The organism is Mesorhizobium sp. Primo-A (assembly GCF_003997175.1).
GTDB classification, from domain to species: Bacteria; Pseudomonadota; Alphaproteobacteria; order Rhizobiales; family Rhizobiaceae; genus Mesorhizobium; species Mesorhizobium ciceri.
Genome location: NZ_RZTG01000031.1, coordinates 1 through 18,677, shown reverse-complemented (window position 1 = coordinate 18,677; position 18,677 = coordinate 1). Strand labels below are relative to the sequence as shown.

At 59.5% G+C, this 18,677-nt stretch carries 17 protein-coding genes and 3 pseudogenes; 7 read left to right on the top strand and 13 right to left on the bottom strand.

Features of this window, described 5'->3' with window-relative positions:
* Positions 1 to 641 precede the first annotated feature (641 nt).
* The 3 genes and pseudogenes from EOC83_RS31685 to EOC83_RS31675 all read right to left on the bottom strand — a co-directional run.
* Positions 642 to 803 carry a hypothetical protein gene (locus EOC83_RS31685; RefSeq protein ID WP_244514446.1) on the bottom strand — a complete coding sequence of 54 codons (162 nt, stop codon included), beginning with the start codon at positions 801 to 803 and terminating at the stop codon, positions 642 to 644.
* Positions 804 to 1,026: 223 nt separating this feature from the next.
* Positions 1,027 to 1,365 carry a hypothetical protein gene (locus EOC83_RS31680; RefSeq protein ID WP_164752009.1) on the bottom strand — a complete coding sequence of 113 codons (339 nt, stop codon included), beginning with the start codon at positions 1,363 to 1,365 and terminating at the stop codon, positions 1,027 to 1,029.
* Positions 1,362 to 1,445, bottom strand: a pseudogene (locus EOC83_RS31675) (spore coat protein U domain-containing protein); the annotation flags it as partial. The pseudogene EOC83_RS31675 and the gene EOC83_RS31680, both read right to left, overlap by 4 nt.
* Positions 1,446 to 3,009: 1,564 nt before the next feature.
* Between EOC83_RS31675 and EOC83_RS31665 the strand changes: the two are divergent.
* The 4 genes and pseudogenes from EOC83_RS31665 to EOC83_RS31650 all read left to right on the top strand — a co-directional run.
* A pseudogene (locus EOC83_RS31665) lies at positions 3,010 to 3,261 on the top strand (DUF2269 family protein); the annotation flags it as partial.
* Positions 3,262 to 3,727: 466 nt separating this feature from the next.
* Entirely contained in the window at positions 3,728 to 4,114 is a 387-nt protein-coding gene (locus EOC83_RS33475) for a hypothetical protein (RefSeq protein ID WP_224675712.1), read from the top strand.
* A 213-nt stretch (positions 4,115 to 4,327) separates the two neighbouring features.
* Positions 4,328 to 5,503 (top strand): zinc-dependent alcohol dehydrogenase, encoded by a 1,176-nt coding sequence (locus EOC83_RS31655; RefSeq protein ID WP_013525010.1) that lies wholly within the window; start codon positions 4,328 to 4,330, stop codon positions 5,501 to 5,503.
* A 9-nt stretch (positions 5,504 to 5,512) separates the two neighbouring features.
* Entirely contained in the window at positions 5,513 to 6,061 is a 549-nt protein-coding gene (locus tag EOC83_RS31650; protein WP_063170835.1) for a hypothetical protein, read from the top strand.
* Positions 6,062 to 6,090: 29 nt separating this feature from the next.
* Here the strand turns inward: EOC83_RS31650 and EOC83_RS31645 are convergent, their stop codons facing one another.
* Positions 6,091 to 6,306 (bottom strand): hypothetical protein, encoded by a 216-nt coding sequence (locus tag EOC83_RS31645; protein WP_013525008.1) that lies wholly within the window; start codon positions 6,304 to 6,306, stop codon positions 6,091 to 6,093.
* A gap of 76 nt (positions 6,307 to 6,382) precedes the next feature.
* Here EOC83_RS31645 and EOC83_RS31640 point away from each other — a divergent pair, with 76 nt between their 5' ends.
* On the top strand, positions 6,383 to 7,198 hold the full coding sequence (locus EOC83_RS31640) for a methyltransferase domain-containing protein (protein ID WP_063170836.1): 816 nt from the start codon (positions 6,383 to 6,385) through the stop codon (positions 7,196 to 7,198).
* Positions 7,199 to 7,660: 462 nt separating this feature from the next.
* Here EOC83_RS31640 and EOC83_RS33470 read toward each other — a convergent pair whose 3' ends face one another.
* The 8 genes from EOC83_RS33470 to EOC83_RS31605 all read right to left on the bottom strand — a co-directional run bounded on the left by EOC83_RS33470 (position 7,661) and on the right by EOC83_RS31605 (position 14,490).
* Positions 7,661 to 8,041 (bottom strand): alpha-hydroxy-acid oxidizing protein, encoded by a 381-nt coding sequence (locus tag EOC83_RS33470; RefSeq protein ID WP_244514447.1) that lies wholly within the window; start codon positions 8,039 to 8,041, stop codon positions 7,661 to 7,663.
* A gap of 168 nt (positions 8,042 to 8,209) precedes the next feature.
* Positions 8,210 to 8,353, bottom strand: coding sequence for a hypothetical protein (locus EOC83_RS33465; RefSeq protein WP_244514448.1), 144 nt, complete (start codon positions 8,351 to 8,353; stop codon positions 8,210 to 8,212).
* A 129-nt stretch (positions 8,354 to 8,482) separates the two neighbouring features.
* Entirely contained in the window at positions 8,483 to 9,559 is a 1,077-nt protein-coding gene (locus tag EOC83_RS31630; RefSeq protein ID WP_027163552.1) for a TadE/TadG family type IV pilus assembly protein, read from the bottom strand.
* A gap of 297 nt (positions 9,560 to 9,856) precedes the next feature.
* Positions 9,857 to 10,774 (bottom strand): NADP-dependent oxidoreductase, encoded by a 918-nt coding sequence (locus tag EOC83_RS31625; RefSeq protein WP_024505836.1) that lies wholly within the window; start codon positions 10,772 to 10,774, stop codon positions 9,857 to 9,859.
* Positions 10,775 to 10,930: 156 nt separating this feature from the next.
* Complete coding sequence (locus EOC83_RS31620; protein WP_027163551.1) at positions 10,931 to 11,632, bottom strand: nitroreductase family protein; 702 nt, start codon at positions 11,630 to 11,632, stop codon at positions 10,931 to 10,933.
* A gap of 130 nt (positions 11,633 to 11,762) precedes the next feature.
* Positions 11,763 to 12,719 (bottom strand): AraC family transcriptional regulator, encoded by a 957-nt coding sequence (locus EOC83_RS31615; RefSeq protein WP_063170837.1) that lies wholly within the window; start codon positions 12,717 to 12,719, stop codon positions 11,763 to 11,765.
* A gap of 483 nt (positions 12,720 to 13,202) precedes the next feature.
* Positions 13,203 to 13,658, bottom strand: a complete 456-nt coding sequence (locus tag EOC83_RS31610; RefSeq protein ID WP_063170838.1) for a MucR family transcriptional regulator — start codon at positions 13,656 to 13,658, stop codon at positions 13,203 to 13,205.
* Between the two features lie 409 nt (positions 13,659 to 14,067).
* Positions 14,068 to 14,490: a metalloregulator ArsR/SmtB family transcription factor gene (locus tag EOC83_RS31605; protein WP_063170839.1), complete on the bottom strand. Its 423-nt coding sequence runs from the start codon at positions 14,488 to 14,490 to the stop codon at positions 14,068 to 14,070.
* Between the two features lie 1,250 nt (positions 14,491 to 15,740).
* On the opposite strand from EOC83_RS31605, the gene EOC83_RS31600 reads away from it, so the two are divergent.
* Both EOC83_RS31600 and EOC83_RS31595 read left to right on the top strand, forming a co-directional pair.
* Positions 15,741 to 15,965: a hypothetical protein gene (locus tag EOC83_RS31600; protein WP_024505842.1), complete on the top strand. Its 225-nt coding sequence runs from the start codon at positions 15,741 to 15,743 to the stop codon at positions 15,963 to 15,965.
* Positions 15,966 to 16,764: 799 nt separating this feature from the next.
* Entirely contained in the window at positions 16,765 to 17,415 is a 651-nt protein-coding gene (locus tag EOC83_RS31595; protein ID WP_244514482.1) for a response regulator transcription factor, read from the top strand.
* 954 nt (positions 17,416 to 18,369) lie between these two features.
* Here the strand turns inward: EOC83_RS31595 and EOC83_RS31580 are convergent.
* Positions 18,370 to 18,677: pseudogene (locus EOC83_RS31580) on the bottom strand (phosphomannomutase/phosphoglucomutase); the annotation flags it as partial.

The window sequence follows — 18,677 nt, the reverse complement described above, 5'->3', positions numbered from 1 at the left end:
CTAATATATACCCAACTCTGGTGCCTATGGTGCTATCGCGCAATGGCCCTGACGGGCAGCCTAGGCCATGGGGCTTAGTTGCGGGATTACCGTTTTGCGCGTAGTTTGTAGATCTGGTTGTTTGGGTCCCTCCTTATGACCAGTGCCGGTCGGCACGGTCACCGTCACCCTTGCTTGGTAATCTGATCGTGCCGACCTACCCTTTTGACATAGAACCGCACCCCCTTTGGCAATTGAAGCGCCTGGCGAACGGGCGGCATGAAACTCATCCGAATGGCGTCACGCTTCGTCGCTAGGCGATGTGTTGCCGCCGGATCAACGTCAACTGCGGTTCGAGCTGTAGCGCTGGGAGCAAGACGCCCAGGAGTTACCATTGGGCTGCGCACGCTGAAAGGACGGGTTACTCCCGACGCGGCGAAGTCAAATCCGAGGATCGCAAGGGCCTTCAGCTGTCTGCTCGCGCCGAGTCCCTGGGATTCGTCTATCGACCGCTCGCCGAGATCCTGGTCGCGGAGCCCCTCGATACGATCCTGCAGCGGGTAGAGAGCACGATAGGCGAGCCTGCCAAATCACCATCTGTCGATGCGGTCGGCGGGAAGATTGAAGCAACGGTTAGAAGTCACCTCGGGCGACCCTACGCTTCAGGTCAATGTCGTTCGCAGGCCAACCAGATCGTCGGCATGTCCCATGTCCAGACCTTCAGCCGGCGCGCCCCACGCATCAGCCGCCAGGCCGGTGAACACGTCGAACACCGTCCAGCTTCCACCTGGCTCTTGCCTTAAGTCGTACCGCTGCTGTGCCATGGGTCATTCGTTCAGCTTCCGATCCAGCTCGTCAAGCATGGACCGATGCTGCTCGGTCACATCCCAATCTGCTGGACCTCCCAGCAGTTGGCGGATTTGATGGCGCAGCGTCTCTGAAGTAATCCACGACCGAATGAGACGCGATGTAGCCTGCTGTTGCTCGGGAGAAAGCTCTTGCATGGTTGGCCCGCACGGTTTGACCGAGCCCAACCCCTTTGTGACCTTAATGGTTCCCGATGGATTGCCTGAAGAGAGTTGGAGCAGCAGCTACTCCGGCGCGACCGATAGAAAAAAGTTCATCGCCGCGAAGGCCGGCTTTGTAACGTGCAATCAGGCTTTCGGCAGCCGTCGTAGCTTCGGGGCTTTCGCGGTTAATGCCGCGCAGCTCACAAAGCATATCGAACAGCCCCTGGAGAAGAGACAGTTCCTCCGGCTCGAAGGTGCCGTTCGCGATGCTTGTTACCAGCATGATCCCTGCCCCTGCATTGGCCGGATCATTCGAGCGGGTCAGGTAAATGTCAATTCGGACCAAGGTCTTGTCGGAAAGGCCTTCATCGCTCAATAGGTCACAGTGACGACAACCGTGTCGGTGTATACGCCTGCGGAAGGAGTGGCCTGCGGCGGGACGCGACCATAAACCGTGAAGACTCGGTTGCCCCGGACGCGTTGCTACACGAGCGAATTGCCTGGCCATCCATGTTTCGGGTCTTCGCCATTCAGGAGGTCCACGCTGTGACCGCGCACCATGTCAAGATAGCAGGCGCCCCCTCGCGCCATGAACACATCGAACTATGGCTTGAGCACCGCGGACTGTCCAAATCTCTTCCGTAGTGGCCGGTGCGGTCCGTTGGGCCCAAAGGCCCCCACTGAACCAGCATTCTCCCTTTCCGCGTCTAGTGCGCCGTAGTGGGTTCGCCTCTCGAGTCAGGGAGCTGTCGCATGGTCTAAAAGCCGGAAGTCCGACACGGCGCACATTGGAATCGGCGCGATCAATGCCTTCGACGGTGATCGCGATCGTCGCGTTCTCGATCCCAATCCACCCCTTGGCTTTCCGGGGTTGCGGACGTCCTGCCTGCATTTCAGATATCGCAGTGAAAGCAGCTTAGCATAAGCGGCTCGAAGCGTCCTTCGGCAAAGACCCTGTTGCCATAGGGGAGACAAGAGCTCGCGGCTCAAGCCGCAAAATCCTGGCGATTGGTTGTCAGGATGACGCACATGCAGCTTGCCCTGCTCTTAGGCGCTCTTGGCAGGATCATATTCTTGATGCTGCAGGCATAGGTTGGGCGCTCAAGCCTTGCCACGTCACCCTCTGCTGGCTGCCCAGTCAACACGTTAAACACGGTCCAGCTTTCGTTGGTTTCTTTTCTGAGTTCATGTCTTTGGTGAGTCACTGTCGCTAGCCATACATCAAGCAGTGATCGATGATTACAATCGATGACTTGGAAGGCGCCAGAGGTCGTCAGCGCGTGAGATAGAATGACTGACGGCTAACACCGCCTCGTCCTTCCTGCGCGATAGCCTGATGACCTTCAAACGCATGAGCTGACTCGCAACACTGCGATTCAATTTAGCACACGTTTAATTAGCTCCGGAGCATTTTAACGAATCGTTGACCGCGCTGTCCCATTATAGGACGGCGCGGTCAAACCCCAACCGGACTGCGCAGGCGGCTCCGGCACTGAAGCGCCCGCCCAACTGTCGGAGTCGCCACCCACACCAACATACCAGCAATGGTTGAATCAACCGTTACCGCATGTGCTTTCCAATGTGCTTCCCTGATCGTTAGACTTTGACCGAGCGGACGGGAATAAGCGCAGAACAGTTCGCTAACATTTGAGACAAGTCGATGGATATGACGAGCAATCCGATCTTGGTGGATCAATTCCCGGCAAGCTCTACAGCGGCGAGCCCAAGAAGGATATTCCTACATCTGGCCGACGTGCGGTCAGCAGGTCGACATGCGTGACCTTCGCCAAGGCGCTGGCCGCCGGTTGTGCCGCGCCGCCTCGCTCTGGTTTCCTGACATTCCGATCGCTTGTCAAACGATCCAGCCCACATGCCGCACTTCCGCCGGGAATCGGGTCCATGAACATCGCGGATCCCGCCGATCAGGTTCCTGAGCTGGCGCTGCGTCCATGAGCGGCGCAGGGGGATTTGATCCTTGCACTGAACCGTCCGAGGCGGTCTGCGAACAACTCGCCGTCCGGCCGGCATCGCCTTGTTCATGCTGCTCGCCCATCAGACCGCAAATTCCGCGACTATCGTAGCGGTCGCACGCATCGCGTGATCGCTGAATTCGTGTTCACTGCAACCGCGGTGGTGGCTCATGCCCTCGCCTGGCATTCCGCCTATTCGCCGACCGAGGGGTGGATTGCGCTTTTCGATCCTGCTTTACCTCATTACCGGCCTGTTCTGGCTTCCAGTCGTGTGGATGCAGATCGAGATGCGCGATCTCTCGCCCTGCAGGCCGCGGCAGCGAAGCAAGCTCCACCACAGCGCTGCAACACCTTGGCACGTTCCGCCATTCCAGAAGGCGGCTACGACGACATGAATGCCATCACCATCTCCACCATTCTGGTTGTGGTCGCCCTGCGCCCACGGGCACATGGCCTGTAACTTCGCCGTGACTCATCCCCTTGAGGGAACAATCAGACCGAGCCCCAGTTTGACCCAAACAAACACGGCCGATGGTTCGATGGAGGCATGCCATGAGATTTCCACACAGCACGACGGCCGCCGCCGCCACTTTCATAGCCCTCACGTCCCCGGCGCTCGCCCAGTCAAGCGGAACACCGGCACCCACGACGCCTGCACCCACGACGGCGACCGAACAACCCGGCGCCGGGTCGAACGCAAACGGACAGGGGGGTGAACAGACACGCGAAATAATCCGCCAGATGGTTGAGCAAGCTGTCCGGGAGAGGATGCACCAGGATCGCGGTTCTGAAGAAGCTTTCCGTGACGAAGATAGCCGCAACGACCAGGGCGACCGCAACGGGCATGCTGACCGCCCCGATGAAGCTAGCCGGCATGGCGACCATTGGCGAAATCGTGGCGACTGGGGCAGAGGACACAGAATGGCTCGACACCGTGGTCACCAAAAGATGCGCGGTGCCGGCATGCGACTTATGTTCGGCCTGTTGGACACGGATGGCGACAGGTCACTGTCCGAGGCCGAGGTTCAAAGCGCGGTCGGCAGGATGTTCAATAGCATCGACGAGAATGGTGACGGCAACATCGATCTAGACGAAATCCAGTCCCTCCTGCACGGCTCCAACGTGCATGGCACAAACAACGAAGACATGCCGTAGCTGCATCAAGACTGAGGAGCCGACTTCAGACGGAGCGGCAAGCGAGTCGCGGTCAGGCGAAGGCGCCGTTTGGAATGGCCCAAAATATTCTCTCAAGCTCCCGGAACATAGGTCGGCCATTGCGGTTCGACAGGCGGCGGGAACGGTCGATGAATAGCATGCCCGCTTGCCAAGCGCGGGTCCCGATCGACCTTGCCAACAGAGGAGCGGGCTATGCGTGCGTTGGTCTGGCACGGTAAGGAAGACATACGCTGCGATCAGGTCTCCGATCCAGAAATTGAGGATGAACGGGACGCGATTATCAAGGTGACGAGTTGTGCCATCTGCGGCTCCGACCTTCACCTTTACCACAACTACGTGCCAGCCATGCTGCCAGGCGACATTATGGGCCACGAGATGATGGGAGAGGTCGTGGAGGTCGGCAGGGGCGTCAACGGCGCTCTGAAGAAGGGAGACCGCATTGTCGTACCGTTCACCATAATCTGCGGTGAGTGCGACCAGTGCAAGAGACAGAACTTTTCGGTTTGCGAACGTACGAACCGCAAGAAGAACCTCGGCGACAAGGTGTTCGGGCACACCACCGCTGGTCTGTTTGGCTACACCCATTTGACGGGCGGCTATCCCGGGGGACAGGCGGAATACCTGCGGGTGCCGTTCGCCGACGCCACGCACGTAAAGGTGCCTGACAACCTTACCGACGAGCAGGTTCTCTTCCTCGGCGATATTTTTCCCACCGGATGGCAGGCCGCGGCACAGTGCGACATAGAGCCTACGGATACGGTTGCGGTGTGGGGCTGCGGCCCAGTCGGGCAGATGGCAATACGCAGCGCCCTGCTGCTCGGCGCCAAACAGGTGGTGGCGATCGATTGCCTGCCGGAACGGCTTTCCATGGGGGCGGCCGGCGGTGCCATCACCATTAATTTCGCCGAGGAAAGTGTCGTCGAACGGCTGCAGGAACTCACCGGCGCAAATGGCCCGGAGAAGTGCATCGATTGCGTCGGCATGGAAAGCCATGTCTCGCTGGCCCAGCCCGACACCGTCTACGATCGCGCAAAGCAGTTGATGCTGATGGAAAATGATCGACCGCATGTGTTGCGCGAGATGATCTATGTCTGCCGGCCGGCCGGCGTGATCTCGATCCCCGGCGTCTACAGCGGGCTGGTCGACAAGATTCCGATGGGACAGGCGATGAACAAGGGCCTCACCTTCCGCATGGGGCAGACCCATGTCACCCGTTGGACCGAGGATCTGCTGCGCCGCATCGTGGACGGCCAGATCGACCCTTCCTTCGTCATCACCCATACCGTCGGGCTCGAGCAGGGACCCGAGATGTACAAGGTGTTCCGCGACAAGCAGGACAGCTGCATCAAGGTTGTTTTGAAACCGTAGGGAATCGTCATGAACGTGGTCGCTAAACTCACCAACATCACCCGATCGCCTGGCGATCCCAAAGTGCTGCAGGCCGGGCCGAGTGTGGTCGGTGCCTTCGACGGCCTTGCTCGCAAGCTCGGCTGGTTCAGCATCGCGCTGGGTGTCGTCGAGCTGGTTGGTGCCGAGCGGATTGCCGGTGCGCTCGGCATGAGCGGCAAGCAAGATCTCATCCGAGCCTATGGGGCGCGGGAGATAAGCAGCGGCATACTCTCGCTTTCCGTGGACAAGCAGGCTGGGCTTTGGAGCCGGGTGGCTGGCGACGGCCTGGACATCGCGACGTTGCTGTCAGCTTATCGGCATGACAATCCAAAGCGCGACAACGTGGGCATTGCGCTTGCCGTGGTCGCCGGCATCGCTTTGCTCGACATCATCGGTGCGAAAGGCGTCACCGCGCGCCACTCTCGCAGGGGGACCAAGCCGCGCGACTACAGCGATCGCAGCGGCTTTCCCGCAGGCACTGCCGCAGCCCGCGACTTTGCCCGCTCTGAGCGCGGCCAGGAGTCCGGCGCCGCCTGACAGAGTGCCGACCTTCTGGGGTTCCAGCCCTAAAACCAGGTTACCGATTTTGAGCTCGACGAGATTGTAGCCGCGCAACTTGCTATCGGCCCGGCCCCATCCTGCACCATGCCGATTTCTACGCCGGATGCGACCTGCTCGCCACGCCCCAGGTGTGGGTGCGGCGCAGTGCCTGCGAATTCGCCGATGGCGCTGACGATTTCCCGGCCGTCAGCATCGGTGATGACGGTGGCGTAGCGGGTCATGAATCACACTCCTGAATCAGCGCGCGTTGCGGAGACAACCTATTGATGGGAAGCTGGCTGTTCGAGGAGGACAGCAATGAGCAACGTCACCACGCATTACGGCAGCGACGGCATCGTCGAGCGTATATTGGCCGCGATTTCCGATGCGAAGCCCGATAAAATCAATGCCGCGCAGCTCTATCCGTTCGACCAGCTTCACGGCCGCGAGCTCATCGCCACGCGAGACCATGGAGGTCGTCTTGCCCCCTCGCCCACCGACCGGATCCTTGATGTCGGCAGCGGCATTGGCGGCCCGGCGCGCTTCCTGGCCGCCACCTATGGCTGCCAGGTCGACGGTGTCGACCTCACACCAGTCTTTGTCGAGGCATCCGGCCGACTGACCATGCTCAGCGGCCTTGGCGACAAGGTTCGCTTCCACGAAGCCGACGCGGCGAAACTGCCCTTCGCCGACAACACATTCAACGCGGCAATCTGCTTCTATGTCGGGATGAACATCGCCGACAAGGCCGCCGTCATCGGGCAGGCTTTTCGCGTTCTGAAGCCGGGCGGCAAACTGATCTGGACCGAAGCCGTGCTGGCTGCCGGCGAGCCGAATTATCCCTTGCCCTGGGCGGTTGCGCCGGAAACCAGCCACCTTGTTGACCGGGATACCCTGAAGACCCTGTTCGCCGACGCGGGCTTCCATATTGACGAAGTCATCGACGAGACCGGCGAACATGTCGAACTGGCGATGCAAAGGGCCAGTTCCGGCATCATTCCTTCGCCTGTGCAACGTCAGGTCAATGAAATCGTGCTCGGCACCGAATTCGTGCAGCGACGCAAGAACTACATCCGTAGCCTGAACGAAGGCAGATTGGCATCGCTGGCCATCATCGTCTCGAAGCCTGCCTGATCGGAGCCTTGATCGTAACGAAGGGCAGAAACAAAAAACCCGCCTTGGGCGGGAAGTTGGCGCAACTCAGCACCAGAAGTAGCGACCGGCAACACCATGGTTCGCAGTTTCGTTCGGCTCGCGAACCACCGCCTTTCTATACCATTGTGCGACATTGTACACGACGGTGCCATTGTCCGTGCACTTCAGTCCGGCATCGATTGTGCTATAACGGCCGGTAAACGGCTACGAAGCCGGTAAAGGCAGTCAGTTGCATCGCGCTCCTGTCCTCCGTCCGAGTCATCCTCACGGCAAGTTCGACGCCAGTAGTCAAAATGCGAAGGCACGATTGTGGCCGACAGCAGACCGTCAGCTGTAAATCTAATCGGACATCCAGGTAGTCGGCGCTCGGCCGGACAAAGGGCGCGACGGAGGTGAAGCGAAAAGTGCAATGCTGAACTTGCTGAAAAATAGTTTCGGGCTTCACCAGATTACCGACCGGTCGATCTCGCCGATGCCGCCCGGCCTTGTCAGCGCCATTGCCATCTCCAAGTCTCGGCGAAGCAGGTTGATACAATGGGTTGCGCCCTCGGCACCATCGGTTGCCAGGTCGTAGACATAGGGGCGGCCAATCATGACTGCGGTTGCACCAGGGCAAGCGTCTTCAACGTCGGCGCGACGGCTCACGCTGCCAGCATGGATGATGGGAATCCGTCCGGCCACTGCACCGTGGTTCGAGACCGCGATGGCATCGACACCCGTTCCGATCGCCTGCTCAGCATCCTCAGGATCGAGGATGCTCTTCAGGATAAGCGGCAGGGTTGTCAGCGAACGCAGCCAGGCAATATCCGCCCAGGTCGGCATGGCCGACGCTGCGCAGTGCCAACTTTGAGCACGCCGGTGTTCCGGTCCTTGAAGTATGGCGTTGCGAGGCCGTCGGGAATTTTGAATCCTGCCCGGAACTGCCTACGGCGATCGCCTGGCTTCGGCATGTCGACCGCTACACAGATCGCTTGGCCAAGTGCCGTGCCATTAAAACCGCGATTGCTTTGCCGAGAGCAGGAACCAGACTGGAGACTGGCTCACCGCCACGCCATCCTCGATCGCTGCCGTCGTGAACACCGCTTCCGCCACTCCGGCGCCGCGCGCCGCCGCCACCTCGCCTTCCGGATGCACCAGCCGCTGATATGCTATCGGGCCAGGATGATCGGACGCGGCAGACTTTGCCCGATGAGCGTGATCCCGGTATCAAGTCTTGTCACACGCGCAGCACGTGCCGCTTTCCAAAGGCAAGAGATGCACCTCCTACTGTGTCAGGGCCGTTATCGAGGGGCGCTTGTTGAAGTCGCACTTGCCGGTGACGCTGTAGAAGAAGTCGGCATTTGAAGACGGCGTCGGCACGGTTGTGCCGCCGTCCTCCCAGGCTTGATAGCTGGTTACACCACAAGGCACGATGGTGAAGATGTCGACCTTCTGCCCAGTCGGGGTCTCGGTCAGGTTGTTCGCGTCCACGCCGCTGTAGAGTCGGTTGGAGGTGGTCGGATCATCCGACTTTAGGTACTTCGGGTTGCCCGATGGCACGTACATCTGCAGGGAGAGGCCAGCCATCTGGCTGACGTCGATCGACGCGCCGGCGCTGTTGGCTGGGTACATGGTGTTGAGGCAAGTGGTTGAATATTTCTTGGTGCCGCTGGTCTGGAGTATCGCGTCTGCAGTCAGACCCGTGAAGGTGCTCACGCTGGCGGTGGTGCAAACTTGCGACTGGACAAGCGTCTTGATGTCGGCCCCGCCGTTGTTGGTGATTGTGTACACATTCGTTGTGCCGTAGCCTTTCGGATCACCGAAGCCGTTATAGGTATACTCGATCGACATCAGCGGCTTGGCCACCGTCGCTCCAAATGTCGTGCCGTAGAGCGTCATCGTCTTGTTCCACCAGCCCGACACCTTGGAAACCTTGAAGGTAGTCTGCACCAGGGCCGGCGTCTTGCTCGCCGCCGACCCAACGGCGACCGGCACCGTGTTGATCCTGGCGATCTGCATGAACACGGTGGGCATGGAGTAACTTGCCATGGCCTGCGCGGTGGCGGTGCCATTGGCGGAAACCACAAAGCTGTTCAGTGTCGGGGTACCCAGGCCATGGTTGGCGATGAAGGTATCCTGCAGCATAGTCTGGCGCTGCGCCAACGTTGAGGTTGTGTCCATACCGGTGATCGATAGGACCGCGGCATCCAGCGCCTGCTGCTCGTTGGACCGGGTCTGGACCGCCCTGGTATAGTCGACCGAGAACCCGATGGCGGTGATGATGGGCGCCAGCATGAAAACAAACAACGGGGCCATCGAACCGTCATGGGAACGCGCGAACCGCCCAACAATTCTCAGCATGTTTCTACTCCCGACGGACATTAGCCTACGCGCATATACCACGCGACGGCAAAGCAAGGTCTAAAGCTATCGATCAATGTTTAATCGTCTCTCGCCGCTAAGCCTGGGTCTTTGCCTCCAGGCTTCAGATTCAACAAACAACGCAGTATTGGATCAAAATCTCGCCAGCTACCGGGATTGCTGCAGGCAGAGGCTAGCGAACTCGAACTCCCAAGATGCAATCACATCTGACGCTGCGGCATTTGCCGCGGACCTTAGGCTTTCAAGGAGAGGAACTGCCCTCTCTCCCCCGAGTCCTCACGGCCGAACGCGGATGACCGTCTTTCCCGCACGCCGCTCGGTCGAATTGAAGGTGGCGACGGCATCTTCAAGGCTGGAGACCTTGCCGATATTCGTCCGCAGTCGTCCGTCCCGGATCCGCTGAACGATCTCCCAAAGCTGGCCGCGATCAGCCTCGACGACGAAGTCAATCGCCAGGCCATCTGCAGGTCGAATATCCGTCGGTCCAACGACTGTCACAAGCGTTCCTCCGGCCCGGATCAGGGCCGCGGACCGCTTCTGGATATCGCCGCCGATGACGTCGAACACCAGGTCGACGCCGCCAACCTCCTCCAGTTTGTCGTTGTCGAGATCGACGAACTCATTCGCGCCGAAGTCGAGCGCCTTCTGGCGGTCGGCGGCGCGTCCGCTGCCGATGACATAGGCCCCGGCCTCCCTTGCAAGCTGCGTCACCATCGAACCGACGGCACCGGCCGCGCCGTGCGCGAGCACGCTTTGCCCCGCCTGAAGGCGGCCATGCTGGAACAGCCCCTGCCACGCGGTCAGGCCGGAGATCGGCAGGCTCGCACCCACCGTGAAGTCAACGTCGCCGGGCAGCGGCGCGAGATTGCGTGCCTCCATGGCGACATACTCAGCGAGGGTCCCGTCGCGATGCCAGTCGGCGAGGCCGAATACGCGCTGACCGATTGACAGTCCCGTGGTGCCGTAGCCGAGCGCAGTGACCACACCTGCGAGCTCATGGCCGAGGATCGATGGCGTCCGGTCACGGAAGGCTCGATCGGCCCAGGTCGAAGGCCACTCCAGTTCGGTGTTGACGAATCCCGCCGCATGAACCTCCACAACAACATCGTTTATTGCCGCCCGCGGCTCGGGCCGCTGTACCAGCTTCATCCCGGCCTCTCCTGCAGCCTGGTCCGTCACTACGATCGCTTTCATGGGAATTGTCTCCTCAGACATTTGTGTTGGGGTAATTAGCGGGCGTGGCAGCTCTTTCGAGCTTTCACGCGTCGGCTTCGCGTCCTCCACGACGACCTTGAGGTCCCTGCCTGGGTTCCTCGGAGCTCTCGCGCGCCCGCGATTCCAGGATTTTCGTTATGCGAAGTCCAGCACATCGGCCACCGGCATGCGCGGCTTCTGCGGCCAGTTGCCAGCTCGCTCCGGTCCGACGGTCAACAGCATGACCGGCACTTCGTCTTCGGCCAGGCCGAACTCGCGGTGCACGGCTTCAGCGTCGAAACCAATCATCGGCGTCGAACCCAGGCCCAGCGACCGGGCCATGTAGATGATCGCCGCGGCGCCAAAGGTCGCGGAGCGCACGGCTTCGTCGCGCTGGCGCTGCGGCTGATCGTCATACAGACCGCGAGCGGGGATTTCCCACTCCGGCACCAGGTGCGCCGGCATGATGCCGGCTTTCACCACGGGTGCCAAGCGGGCTGGAACGGTGCTGGCATCGGCCAGCTGGCCGATGATGATGAAGGTCACGGCCGCGTCGGTGATCGCGGGCTGATTCCAGGCGATCGGACGCAGCCGGGCCTTGGCTTCCGGCGAGCGTACGGCGATGAAACGCCAGTTCTGCAGGTGGAAGGAGGTTGGCGCGGACGTGCCGATACGCACCAGGTCGCGGATCTGGTCGTCGCTCAAGGTGGCAGCAGGGTCGTAGTACTTTGCGGCACTGCGGCTCAGGATCGTTTCGATGACGGCGTTCGTGGCGAAAGCGTTTTCGCTCTTCCCGCTCTCCCCGAAGATCTCGGCGGCTACGCGGGTTGCGGGTCCGGTGGTGGCGATGCAGTTCATTGGATGGCTCCCTTATCAAGTGATTGCGGAGCCCAATTTACGAGGACGAGTGATTATTTCGAGACTGATTCAGCTCAGTATGATGCGCGAAAGGATCAAACTGCGCCTTCGCGATCCCAGACCGTGTGCGTTACTCGCCCTTGTGCGCCAGTCGCCGCCACTCCCCCGGCGTCATCCCCATCCTTTCGGCGAAGACATGCCGGAATGCCGAAACGGATTGATACCCGACGGTCTCGGCCACGGCCTCGGCGCTGATGGCTGGCTTCTTCAACTCGTTGGCGGCCAGGCTCATGCGCAGATCAGTCAAAAAATCGAGGGCGGAGCGACCCAGCTTGTCCTGAAACTGGCGCATGAACGTAGCGCGCGACACCCCGCACAAATCGGCCAGATCGGGCAGTTTCCAAGGCCGTGCCGCATCGGCGAACATTGCCGCAATTGCTGGTGCCAGCCGCGGATGGCCAGCCAGGGCCAACAAGCCTTCGGGGGCTTTCCCGGATTGGCTCGCCGCGCGCAGTACCAGTGTGAAAAGCGCCGAGGAAAGCGCGTTGAGAATGGCGCGCCCTCCCGCCCTGTCACCGGAGGACTCCATCCGCATCAGCCCGACAAGACCGGCAAGTTGGTTGGATGCGGACCCCATGCCGTCTTCTCCATGGCTGTCCACAGCGCGTGTCACCAGGTTGGCGGGCAGGTAGTTGCGGATCAGTCGATCATGGGGTGGCGCGATAAAAAATCGCCCACACAGCAGATCCAGTTGCTCGCCCTCGCCATCATTCTCGCTCAGCATCCATCCGGCTGACCCCCGGCGTTGCTGGGTAGGAATTGGTGTTTGCCCGCTACCGTCGTGCAGTACATGCGCCGCGCCGTGAGGCAGCAGCACAATATCTCCGCTCAGCAGCTCCCGCGCCGCTCTCGTCTTCGGATCCTCGAGAATGGCCCGGCCCTTGACTATGACGTGGTAGGGAATTTCGTTCGCGGCAGCCTTGTTCCAGGCAACGCGCCACGGTGCACCATAGGCGCAGCGGACCTCGAGCTGGCCGGTCACGGTGATGATTTGCAGGAGATGGCTCAGCCAGTCCACTTCAGACATTGGACCTCGAAACGGAGATAGTGAAACGTCTTATCGTAATTATGGATTGTTTGCACAAATCGAAAGTACCAAGAGAGACGGCAACACGCCCGCCGATCATGAATGCGTCTCCAGGTGAAGAACTTGTCTACATGCCGAGCGCGGAGGCACCACGCACTAGATTGCTGCGGCCGTAACGGAGCAACTGGTAAAAGGATGGAGCAGTTTCCTGTCTCTGAACAGCTGCGAGGCCGATCAGCCGCCGCAGCCTACCGCCATCCCCGCACCATATGAGATTGGACGCTGCGCCCTGGGGTCTCCCAATGAGTGTCCGGGGTCTCACCATTTATCGGTTGCAGCCATTCGTCAGAGCTGATGATGGCTCACGGTCGCTTTCAACAGAGGACGGTATTTGTTATCCAGGCCGATATTTGGAGCCGAGCGATATTGTGATGCTTGCCTTGTGATCCAGGTTGCCCCGCCGCCTTTGATAGACACCTGTTGTTAGGCCTTAGCTTTCCGATTCGCTGGTGTTTTCCTCAACGGCGTTTTTGCAGTTGGCTTGCGGCCGAGTCCGCTGGATTTCGCGAGGGCTGACCGCTGGGCCGCGTAGCTCGGTGCAACCATGGGATAGTCCTTGGCGAGCCCCCACCTGGCTCTGTACTCGTCGGGTGTCATTCCCAGCAACCCAAGGTGGCGCTTCATAGACTTGAACTTGCGTCCGTCCTCCAGGCTGATGATGTAATCGGGAAACACGGACTTTTTTGGATTGACTGCCGGAACAAGCGCGGGCGGCGTCGCTTCCACCGGCTGACCCAATCCCGACAAGGCAGAATTGACGCTGGCGATCAATTCGGGAAGACCGGCCGCCGGAATGGCGTTCTTCTGGACATATGCCGCCACTATGTCGGCGGTGAGCTGCAACAACTGGACCTGCGGTGCTTCAGCGTCATTCTGCATATTTCGAGTTTCCCATTTGATTGGCTTTGTCTCTATTGAGGAACTTTACAACGTGCAACGGCCCACAGATCATGGATGGGGCTCCACGCGAAGAAACCTGTCTATATTTTAAAGCGGTGGCACCGCACCTGACCTACCCGCTGGCAACTGACTGACCACAGGATTGATTCAATGCCGGCTTGAGGCAGTAGCAGGATACCGAGTGTTTATAGCGCAAGTCGGAGTACCGAGGTTCAATCGGGCGCGTCGATAGCGCGACCATAGTCGGCGGCATTCGCCAATCCACAGGGTATGCGTCAGCCGTTTCGCGATCCGGGGGCTGACGCCGCAGAGAAAACCCGCGGGTGGCAACAATCGCGCGGGTGATCTTCTCGATCCAACGGTGTCTAACCGAGATTCCTGGGGATAATCACTCGTCGCTCCGGGACTCGCTGGCGCTTTGACAAACTCGGTTTTCCAGACCGGGGGCCGAGTGCACAAGATCCTGGCATGTCACCGCCAAGGCACCGCCACCGGGCGGAACCGCTTGCCCAGACTGCTGGACAGCAACCACGACATTCCAATTGCAAAGCAGATCGCGTACCGCTCGATTTTCAGAGGAAAAATATACATTCCGGCCGTCCCGGCGGATTTTTACGAGCCCAACTTCCCGGAGCTTGGCTAGGTGGTGCCACGAGGCTGTCCGGCTAATATTAAGCCGTTCGCGAATTTTGCGATCCGGCAATTCATAGTCGAGCAGCAAGCTCAAAATGTGCAGCCGCCGCGCATTGCCCAGCACCTCCAGAAATTCGGCCGCTTGTGCGGCGTTAGCCCTTAGTCCGTCCGAGACCATGGATGCCTCTTCCCCAGCAACTTGCCGTCACGCCCGAAGACTGCGGAACAATCGATCTCTTCAATGAACACGGCCAGATCATCTGGCACGAGCCACTGGGCGTAGGACCGAAGCCGTCTCAACCCACAAGCCTTGGCATGCCTCTCGGCGCGCTCGGATTCAAGTCCAGCCATCGTTGAGCGCTGTTGTTGGATTGGCACGAAACCATTGAGGCGTCCTTCCGCCAGCTGACTGGCCCAGCAAGTCGTGACCTGTTCCACTCACCGCTCCTTTACGTGACCCGGCAGACAAAATACCACAGCCATGTCGATAGTGTCGGCTCCTCCATTATGATTAAGGTGGCGGGTTCTCCCCACCGCATTTCGGAGTTAGCCCTTTTGACGGTATGATTGCATTGCGTATCAACGGGATGCGCGGATGGGTTATTTCCCATTTCGACCGAGCCTCCGTTGTTGCGCCGACGCAGGCGGGCCGAAGCTTTCAACACATCGACTTGCCCGGTGCGATGTAGTGTCGTTCGATGACCAACACCGCCTCCCCTTCCCTCTGATGGCCTCCATCGATTACCAAAATCGTAAATCCGCGACCTACAGTGCCAGTCGCTTCGTCCGGTCTTCGTTGAGCCCCCAGCCGATTGGATATCGCTCTGCCCAAGCACTCTTGGTTCCCCTTGAAAGATCATAAATGAATCGTGTGGCAGGCCTGAGCATCGAGTAGCAACCATGGGCCTCGTGCTACGGGTGACCGGCGCCCCCGACCCGAAATCGTTGCTCGCCCCTCTTTTCTGAAGGATACGGGCCCCCTCTGTAGCCCAGCAACCACCCATCATTATGAGGATTGCTTGCGACAGGGGGCCGAGCGATGCCGTAACCGCTGAGATCTCCTTCCCGGTCGATGTCAACCACGATCAGCACCGAATGGCCAATGACGACGCCAGCTTCGCGTAATGCCTGGGCGGCATCGGGATGAGTAGGCAAAGCCTCCTGGCTTTTTTGTTTCGAGCAAGGCGTCACGAAGGCTGGTCAGCGGTTCTGGCAATCTTCACCATGCGACCTTGCCTCCTGCAAACGGCTAACTCGCAATCGAGCGAACGCTACTAAAGAACGCCTCGACCAAGGAAATTGGTATCTTACAATACCGGCGCAGGCTTGTTGGGCTTTCAGTTGTAATCCTGTGCCGATGATGAAATCATGCGCGCGCTTGACAACGGGCAGGTTAATTCAAGTTCCGCCACCAGGAGGAGAAGCGGTATGACCACTCAGGTTGTACATCGCGTATTCGGTCCCAAGCAGGTCAGGCAATTCAGGGAAGTCTACGAGCGCGCGCGCGTAGTGGAGGCAACTTACCCCGATTCGCACATTGCCAGCAAAGCCGCCAAAAGGCTGATCGAGGCATTCGAAGCCGAGATCCAGACTGACGGGACGGTTCTGGATTTTCAGCAGCTATGCGAAGCAAACCCCCTGGGGACCGCCTGAGACCCGGACGTTGTCTGGCGAAGGCTCACGATGAACCGCTTCATCTGCCGACGTCAGCCATGCCCTGCAGGCGGATCGTGCTTGCCGTTCAAAAATCAAATTTCGGAAGTGGGTCGCCATGCGGAGCGATAGGGGAGCCATGGGGCGTTGGGCGGCGGTGGCTCCCCTATCCTGTCTCCGCATTTGTTCGCAGACAGGCAGCGTAAGCTCGAGCAGACGCCGGCAATCCACTGTTCAGCGTGGTGTATACATCGTCAACGAAGCTTTTGGAGGTATGATGCAGCGTTGTCAGGAGGTGCGAGCAAACCCAACCACCGCCTATCGTATGAGACCCGCCGAATTAATCGCAAGAGCGCGTGCAACCAACACAGTGCGCGGTAACCGAGGATATCTATAGCCTGGTGCGGCACGGGCATGCGCCTTAGTTCGGGCCGCTCGCGCGGGTCAAACCAGTTTGGAGTCCCGTCTTCTCAACGTAAAAATTTACCGAAAAAATTAACTTATGTTAGAGAATGCTAATAAATAGCTCCTACACTCCCGAGGCTGCTTTAGATGTCAGCAGCCACGTTGCTTGAGGTTCGCAATCAGCCTTGAGCGTGGAAAAGGGGTCGGGTACCAAAACTTCCAATTCTAAGAAAGGGCACTTATCGGGCGCCACAGGTACCTTCGTTGGGGAAGGGTGAGTATCGGTATGGTTTCTACAGCAGGACTGCACAGTTACGGTTCGTCAAATCGATCAAGAGTTCCGTCCAGCGGCACAGAAAATCTCCACCAAGAAGCAGGTAAGCAATACCTTCTCATGCTGGACGGGAGGGCCTTGGACCGCGAGTGTCTCGCTTCGGCGCTTGAGGATCATGAATTGGGCATGGTGGTCGTCGCCATGGGTTCGATCGAGGAATGGCGCATAAGGAAGGGTTCGGCTTCTCCCCTTTCAACCATACTCTTCAACCTCGGCGGCCGGAAGGTCACCGATCACGGCATTGCAGAAGAAATCAGGCATATTTCGTCCGAGTTCAAGGCCGTTCCGGTGGTCATCCTGGCCGACACCGAAGATCTTGCACAGGTGCTGACGGCTCTCGAATGCGGCGCACGCGGTTACATTCCGACTTCGGTCGGGATCGATGTGTGTGTCGAGGCGATCAACTTGGCTGCAGCCGGAGGCATCTTCGTTCCGGCCAGTAGTGTCCTTTCCATGCGGCACCTGATAAAATCAGGCAACTGCGACGCCCGGCCCTTGACGGGCATGTTCACGCTCAGGCAGGCAGAGGTCGCCCAGGCACTGCGACGCGGCAAGGCGAACAAGATCATCGCCCACGAACTGAACCTTCGCGAAAGCACTGTGAAGGTTCACATCCGAAACATCATGAAGAAATTGAAGGCGACCAACCGCACGGAGGTCGCCTACAAGGTGAACGATCTCTTCGCGGAAGGACCTCTGAGCCAAGAGTGATCGCATCAACAAGACGGCCCGTCCTGGTTCAGTCCTGGCGGGTCGTGTTTTTTCGTCAACGGAACATTTGAATGAAGGTCGATGGATTTCGCGTTGCCGCACGACCGATGCCACGCGAGACTCCCTTCTGAATCGTGACTTTGCTCCGCGCAATGGAACAGCTTTTGAGAAGAGGCAGTCGGAGGGGTCCGGGGCAACGAAAACGCCGCCCCGTTCGAGCGGCATTCTCGCCTGATCAACCAACAGCAGCAGCGGTCTGTGCCTCGGCCGTTCGTGCCAAATGACGGCGCAGGTCGCGCATGTCGACCTGCTGACCGCAAATCGGGCAGGTATGGAAATTGTCGTCTCGTGGGCTGGCTGGCCACCGTGCAGCTTGCCGGGGATTGGTGGTCCAAGGTCGGATTCGCCATGGCTATCAAACATTCAATTCGTCTAAAATGGTCCGAAACCATTTTAGCGCACGCTATATTGAATCGCAGTCTTGCGAGGCAGTTCATGCGTTTGAAGTTCATCCCACCTATTGAGCCGGAGCTTGTCGACACCCGCCCGAGCGGGGCGACTGGATTCACGAGATCAAATTCGACGGGTATCGCACTCAGCTCATCATGGATGAAGATGGCATCCGCCTGTTGACGAGAAGAGCGCGCCACAACCAGGACAGGTCAAGCGACTGATCCTTGGGTCTCATCACCGACAGGGGAAGTTTGCACCTGTTGCAGCCGAGCGGCGCGTCTCCGATCATGATGCGTATCCCAGCGGCCACCAAGGTTCACTCGGACGCCGGGATGGGTCCTGCAATTACTGGGCGAAGCGCAGGTGACCCACAACGGTACTTTTGACGCCGCGAGCTCCAACAGAGCGCGCGTTGGGGTGTGAGAACCGCAAGATCCTCTCGTACCCACTTTGCGATCGATCAGGCAGACGTGCGGCTGTCAGCCGGCGGCCTAAGGATACTCAGAATGTCTGGTTGTAGGCGCCCACCTCGGGGCTGCGGCGCAGCACGGTGTCGACAGCCTCGAACATCTCCCGTCGACGCTGCGACGACACCGGGCTTTCGACGACCACGACCAGTTCCGGCTTGTTCGAAGAAGCGCGCACCAGTCCCCAGGTGCCGTCCTCGGCGACAACGCGCACGCCGTTGACGGTGATGAGGTCGGCGATCTTCTGGCCCGCAAAAACCGTTCCATCCCGCTTCATGGCCTGAAAGTCGGCAACCACCCGCTCGACAACGCCATACTTCACATCGTCCGCGCAGTGCGACG

Excerpts from the sequence above, each read along its gene's own strand:
- EOC83_RS31645 (WP_013525008.1), bottom strand. The coding sequence starts at position 6,306 with ATGACCCGCTACGCCACCGTCATCACCGATGCTGACGGCCGGGAAATC.
- EOC83_RS31655 (WP_013525010.1), top strand. The coding sequence starts at position 4,328 with ATGCGTGCGTTGGTCTGGCACGGTAAGGAAGACATACGCTGCGATCAG.
- EOC83_RS33470 (WP_244514447.1), bottom strand. The coding sequence starts at position 8,041 with ATGCCGACCTGGGCGGATATTGCCTGGCTGCGTTCGCTGACAACCCTG.
- EOC83_RS31595 (WP_244514482.1), top strand. The coding sequence starts at position 16,765 with ATGCTGGACGGGAGGGCCTTGGACCGCGAGTGTCTCGCTTCGGCGCTT.
- EOC83_RS31625 (WP_024505836.1), bottom strand. The coding sequence starts at position 10,774 with ATGAAAGCGATCGTAGTGACGGACCAGGCTGCAGGAGAGGCCGGGATG.
- EOC83_RS31620 (WP_027163551.1), bottom strand. The coding sequence starts at position 11,632 with ATGAACTGCATCGCCACCACCGGACCCGCAACCCGCGTAGCCGCCGAG.
- EOC83_RS31600 (WP_024505842.1), top strand. The coding sequence starts at position 15,741 with ATGACCACTCAGGTTGTACATCGCGTATTCGGTCCCAAGCAGGTCAGG.
- EOC83_RS31615 (WP_063170837.1), bottom strand. The coding sequence starts at position 12,719 with ATGTCTGAAGTGGACTGGCTGAGCCATCTCCTGCAAATCATCACCGTG.
- EOC83_RS31610 (WP_063170838.1), bottom strand. The coding sequence starts at position 13,658 with ATGCAGAATGACGCTGAAGCACCGCAGGTCCAGTTGTTGCAGCTCACC.
- EOC83_RS33475 (WP_224675712.1), top strand. The coding sequence starts at position 3,728 with ATGCACCAGGATCGCGGTTCTGAAGAAGCTTTCCGTGACGAAGATAGC.
- EOC83_RS31640 (WP_063170836.1), top strand. The coding sequence starts at position 6,383 with ATGAGCAACGTCACCACGCATTACGGCAGCGACGGCATCGTCGAGCGT.
- EOC83_RS31650 (WP_063170835.1), top strand. The coding sequence starts at position 5,513 with ATGAACGTGGTCGCTAAACTCACCAACATCACCCGATCGCCTGGCGAT.
- EOC83_RS31605 (WP_063170839.1), bottom strand. The coding sequence starts at position 14,490 with ATGGTCTCGGACGGACTAAGGGCTAACGCCGCACAAGCGGCCGAATTT.
- EOC83_RS31685 (WP_244514446.1), bottom strand. The coding sequence starts at position 803 with ATGGCACAGCAGCGGTACGACTTAAGGCAAGAGCCAGGTGGAAGCTGG.
- EOC83_RS31630 (WP_027163552.1), bottom strand. The coding sequence starts at position 9,559 with ATGCTGAGAATTGTTGGGCGGTTCGCGCGTTCCCATGACGGTTCGATG.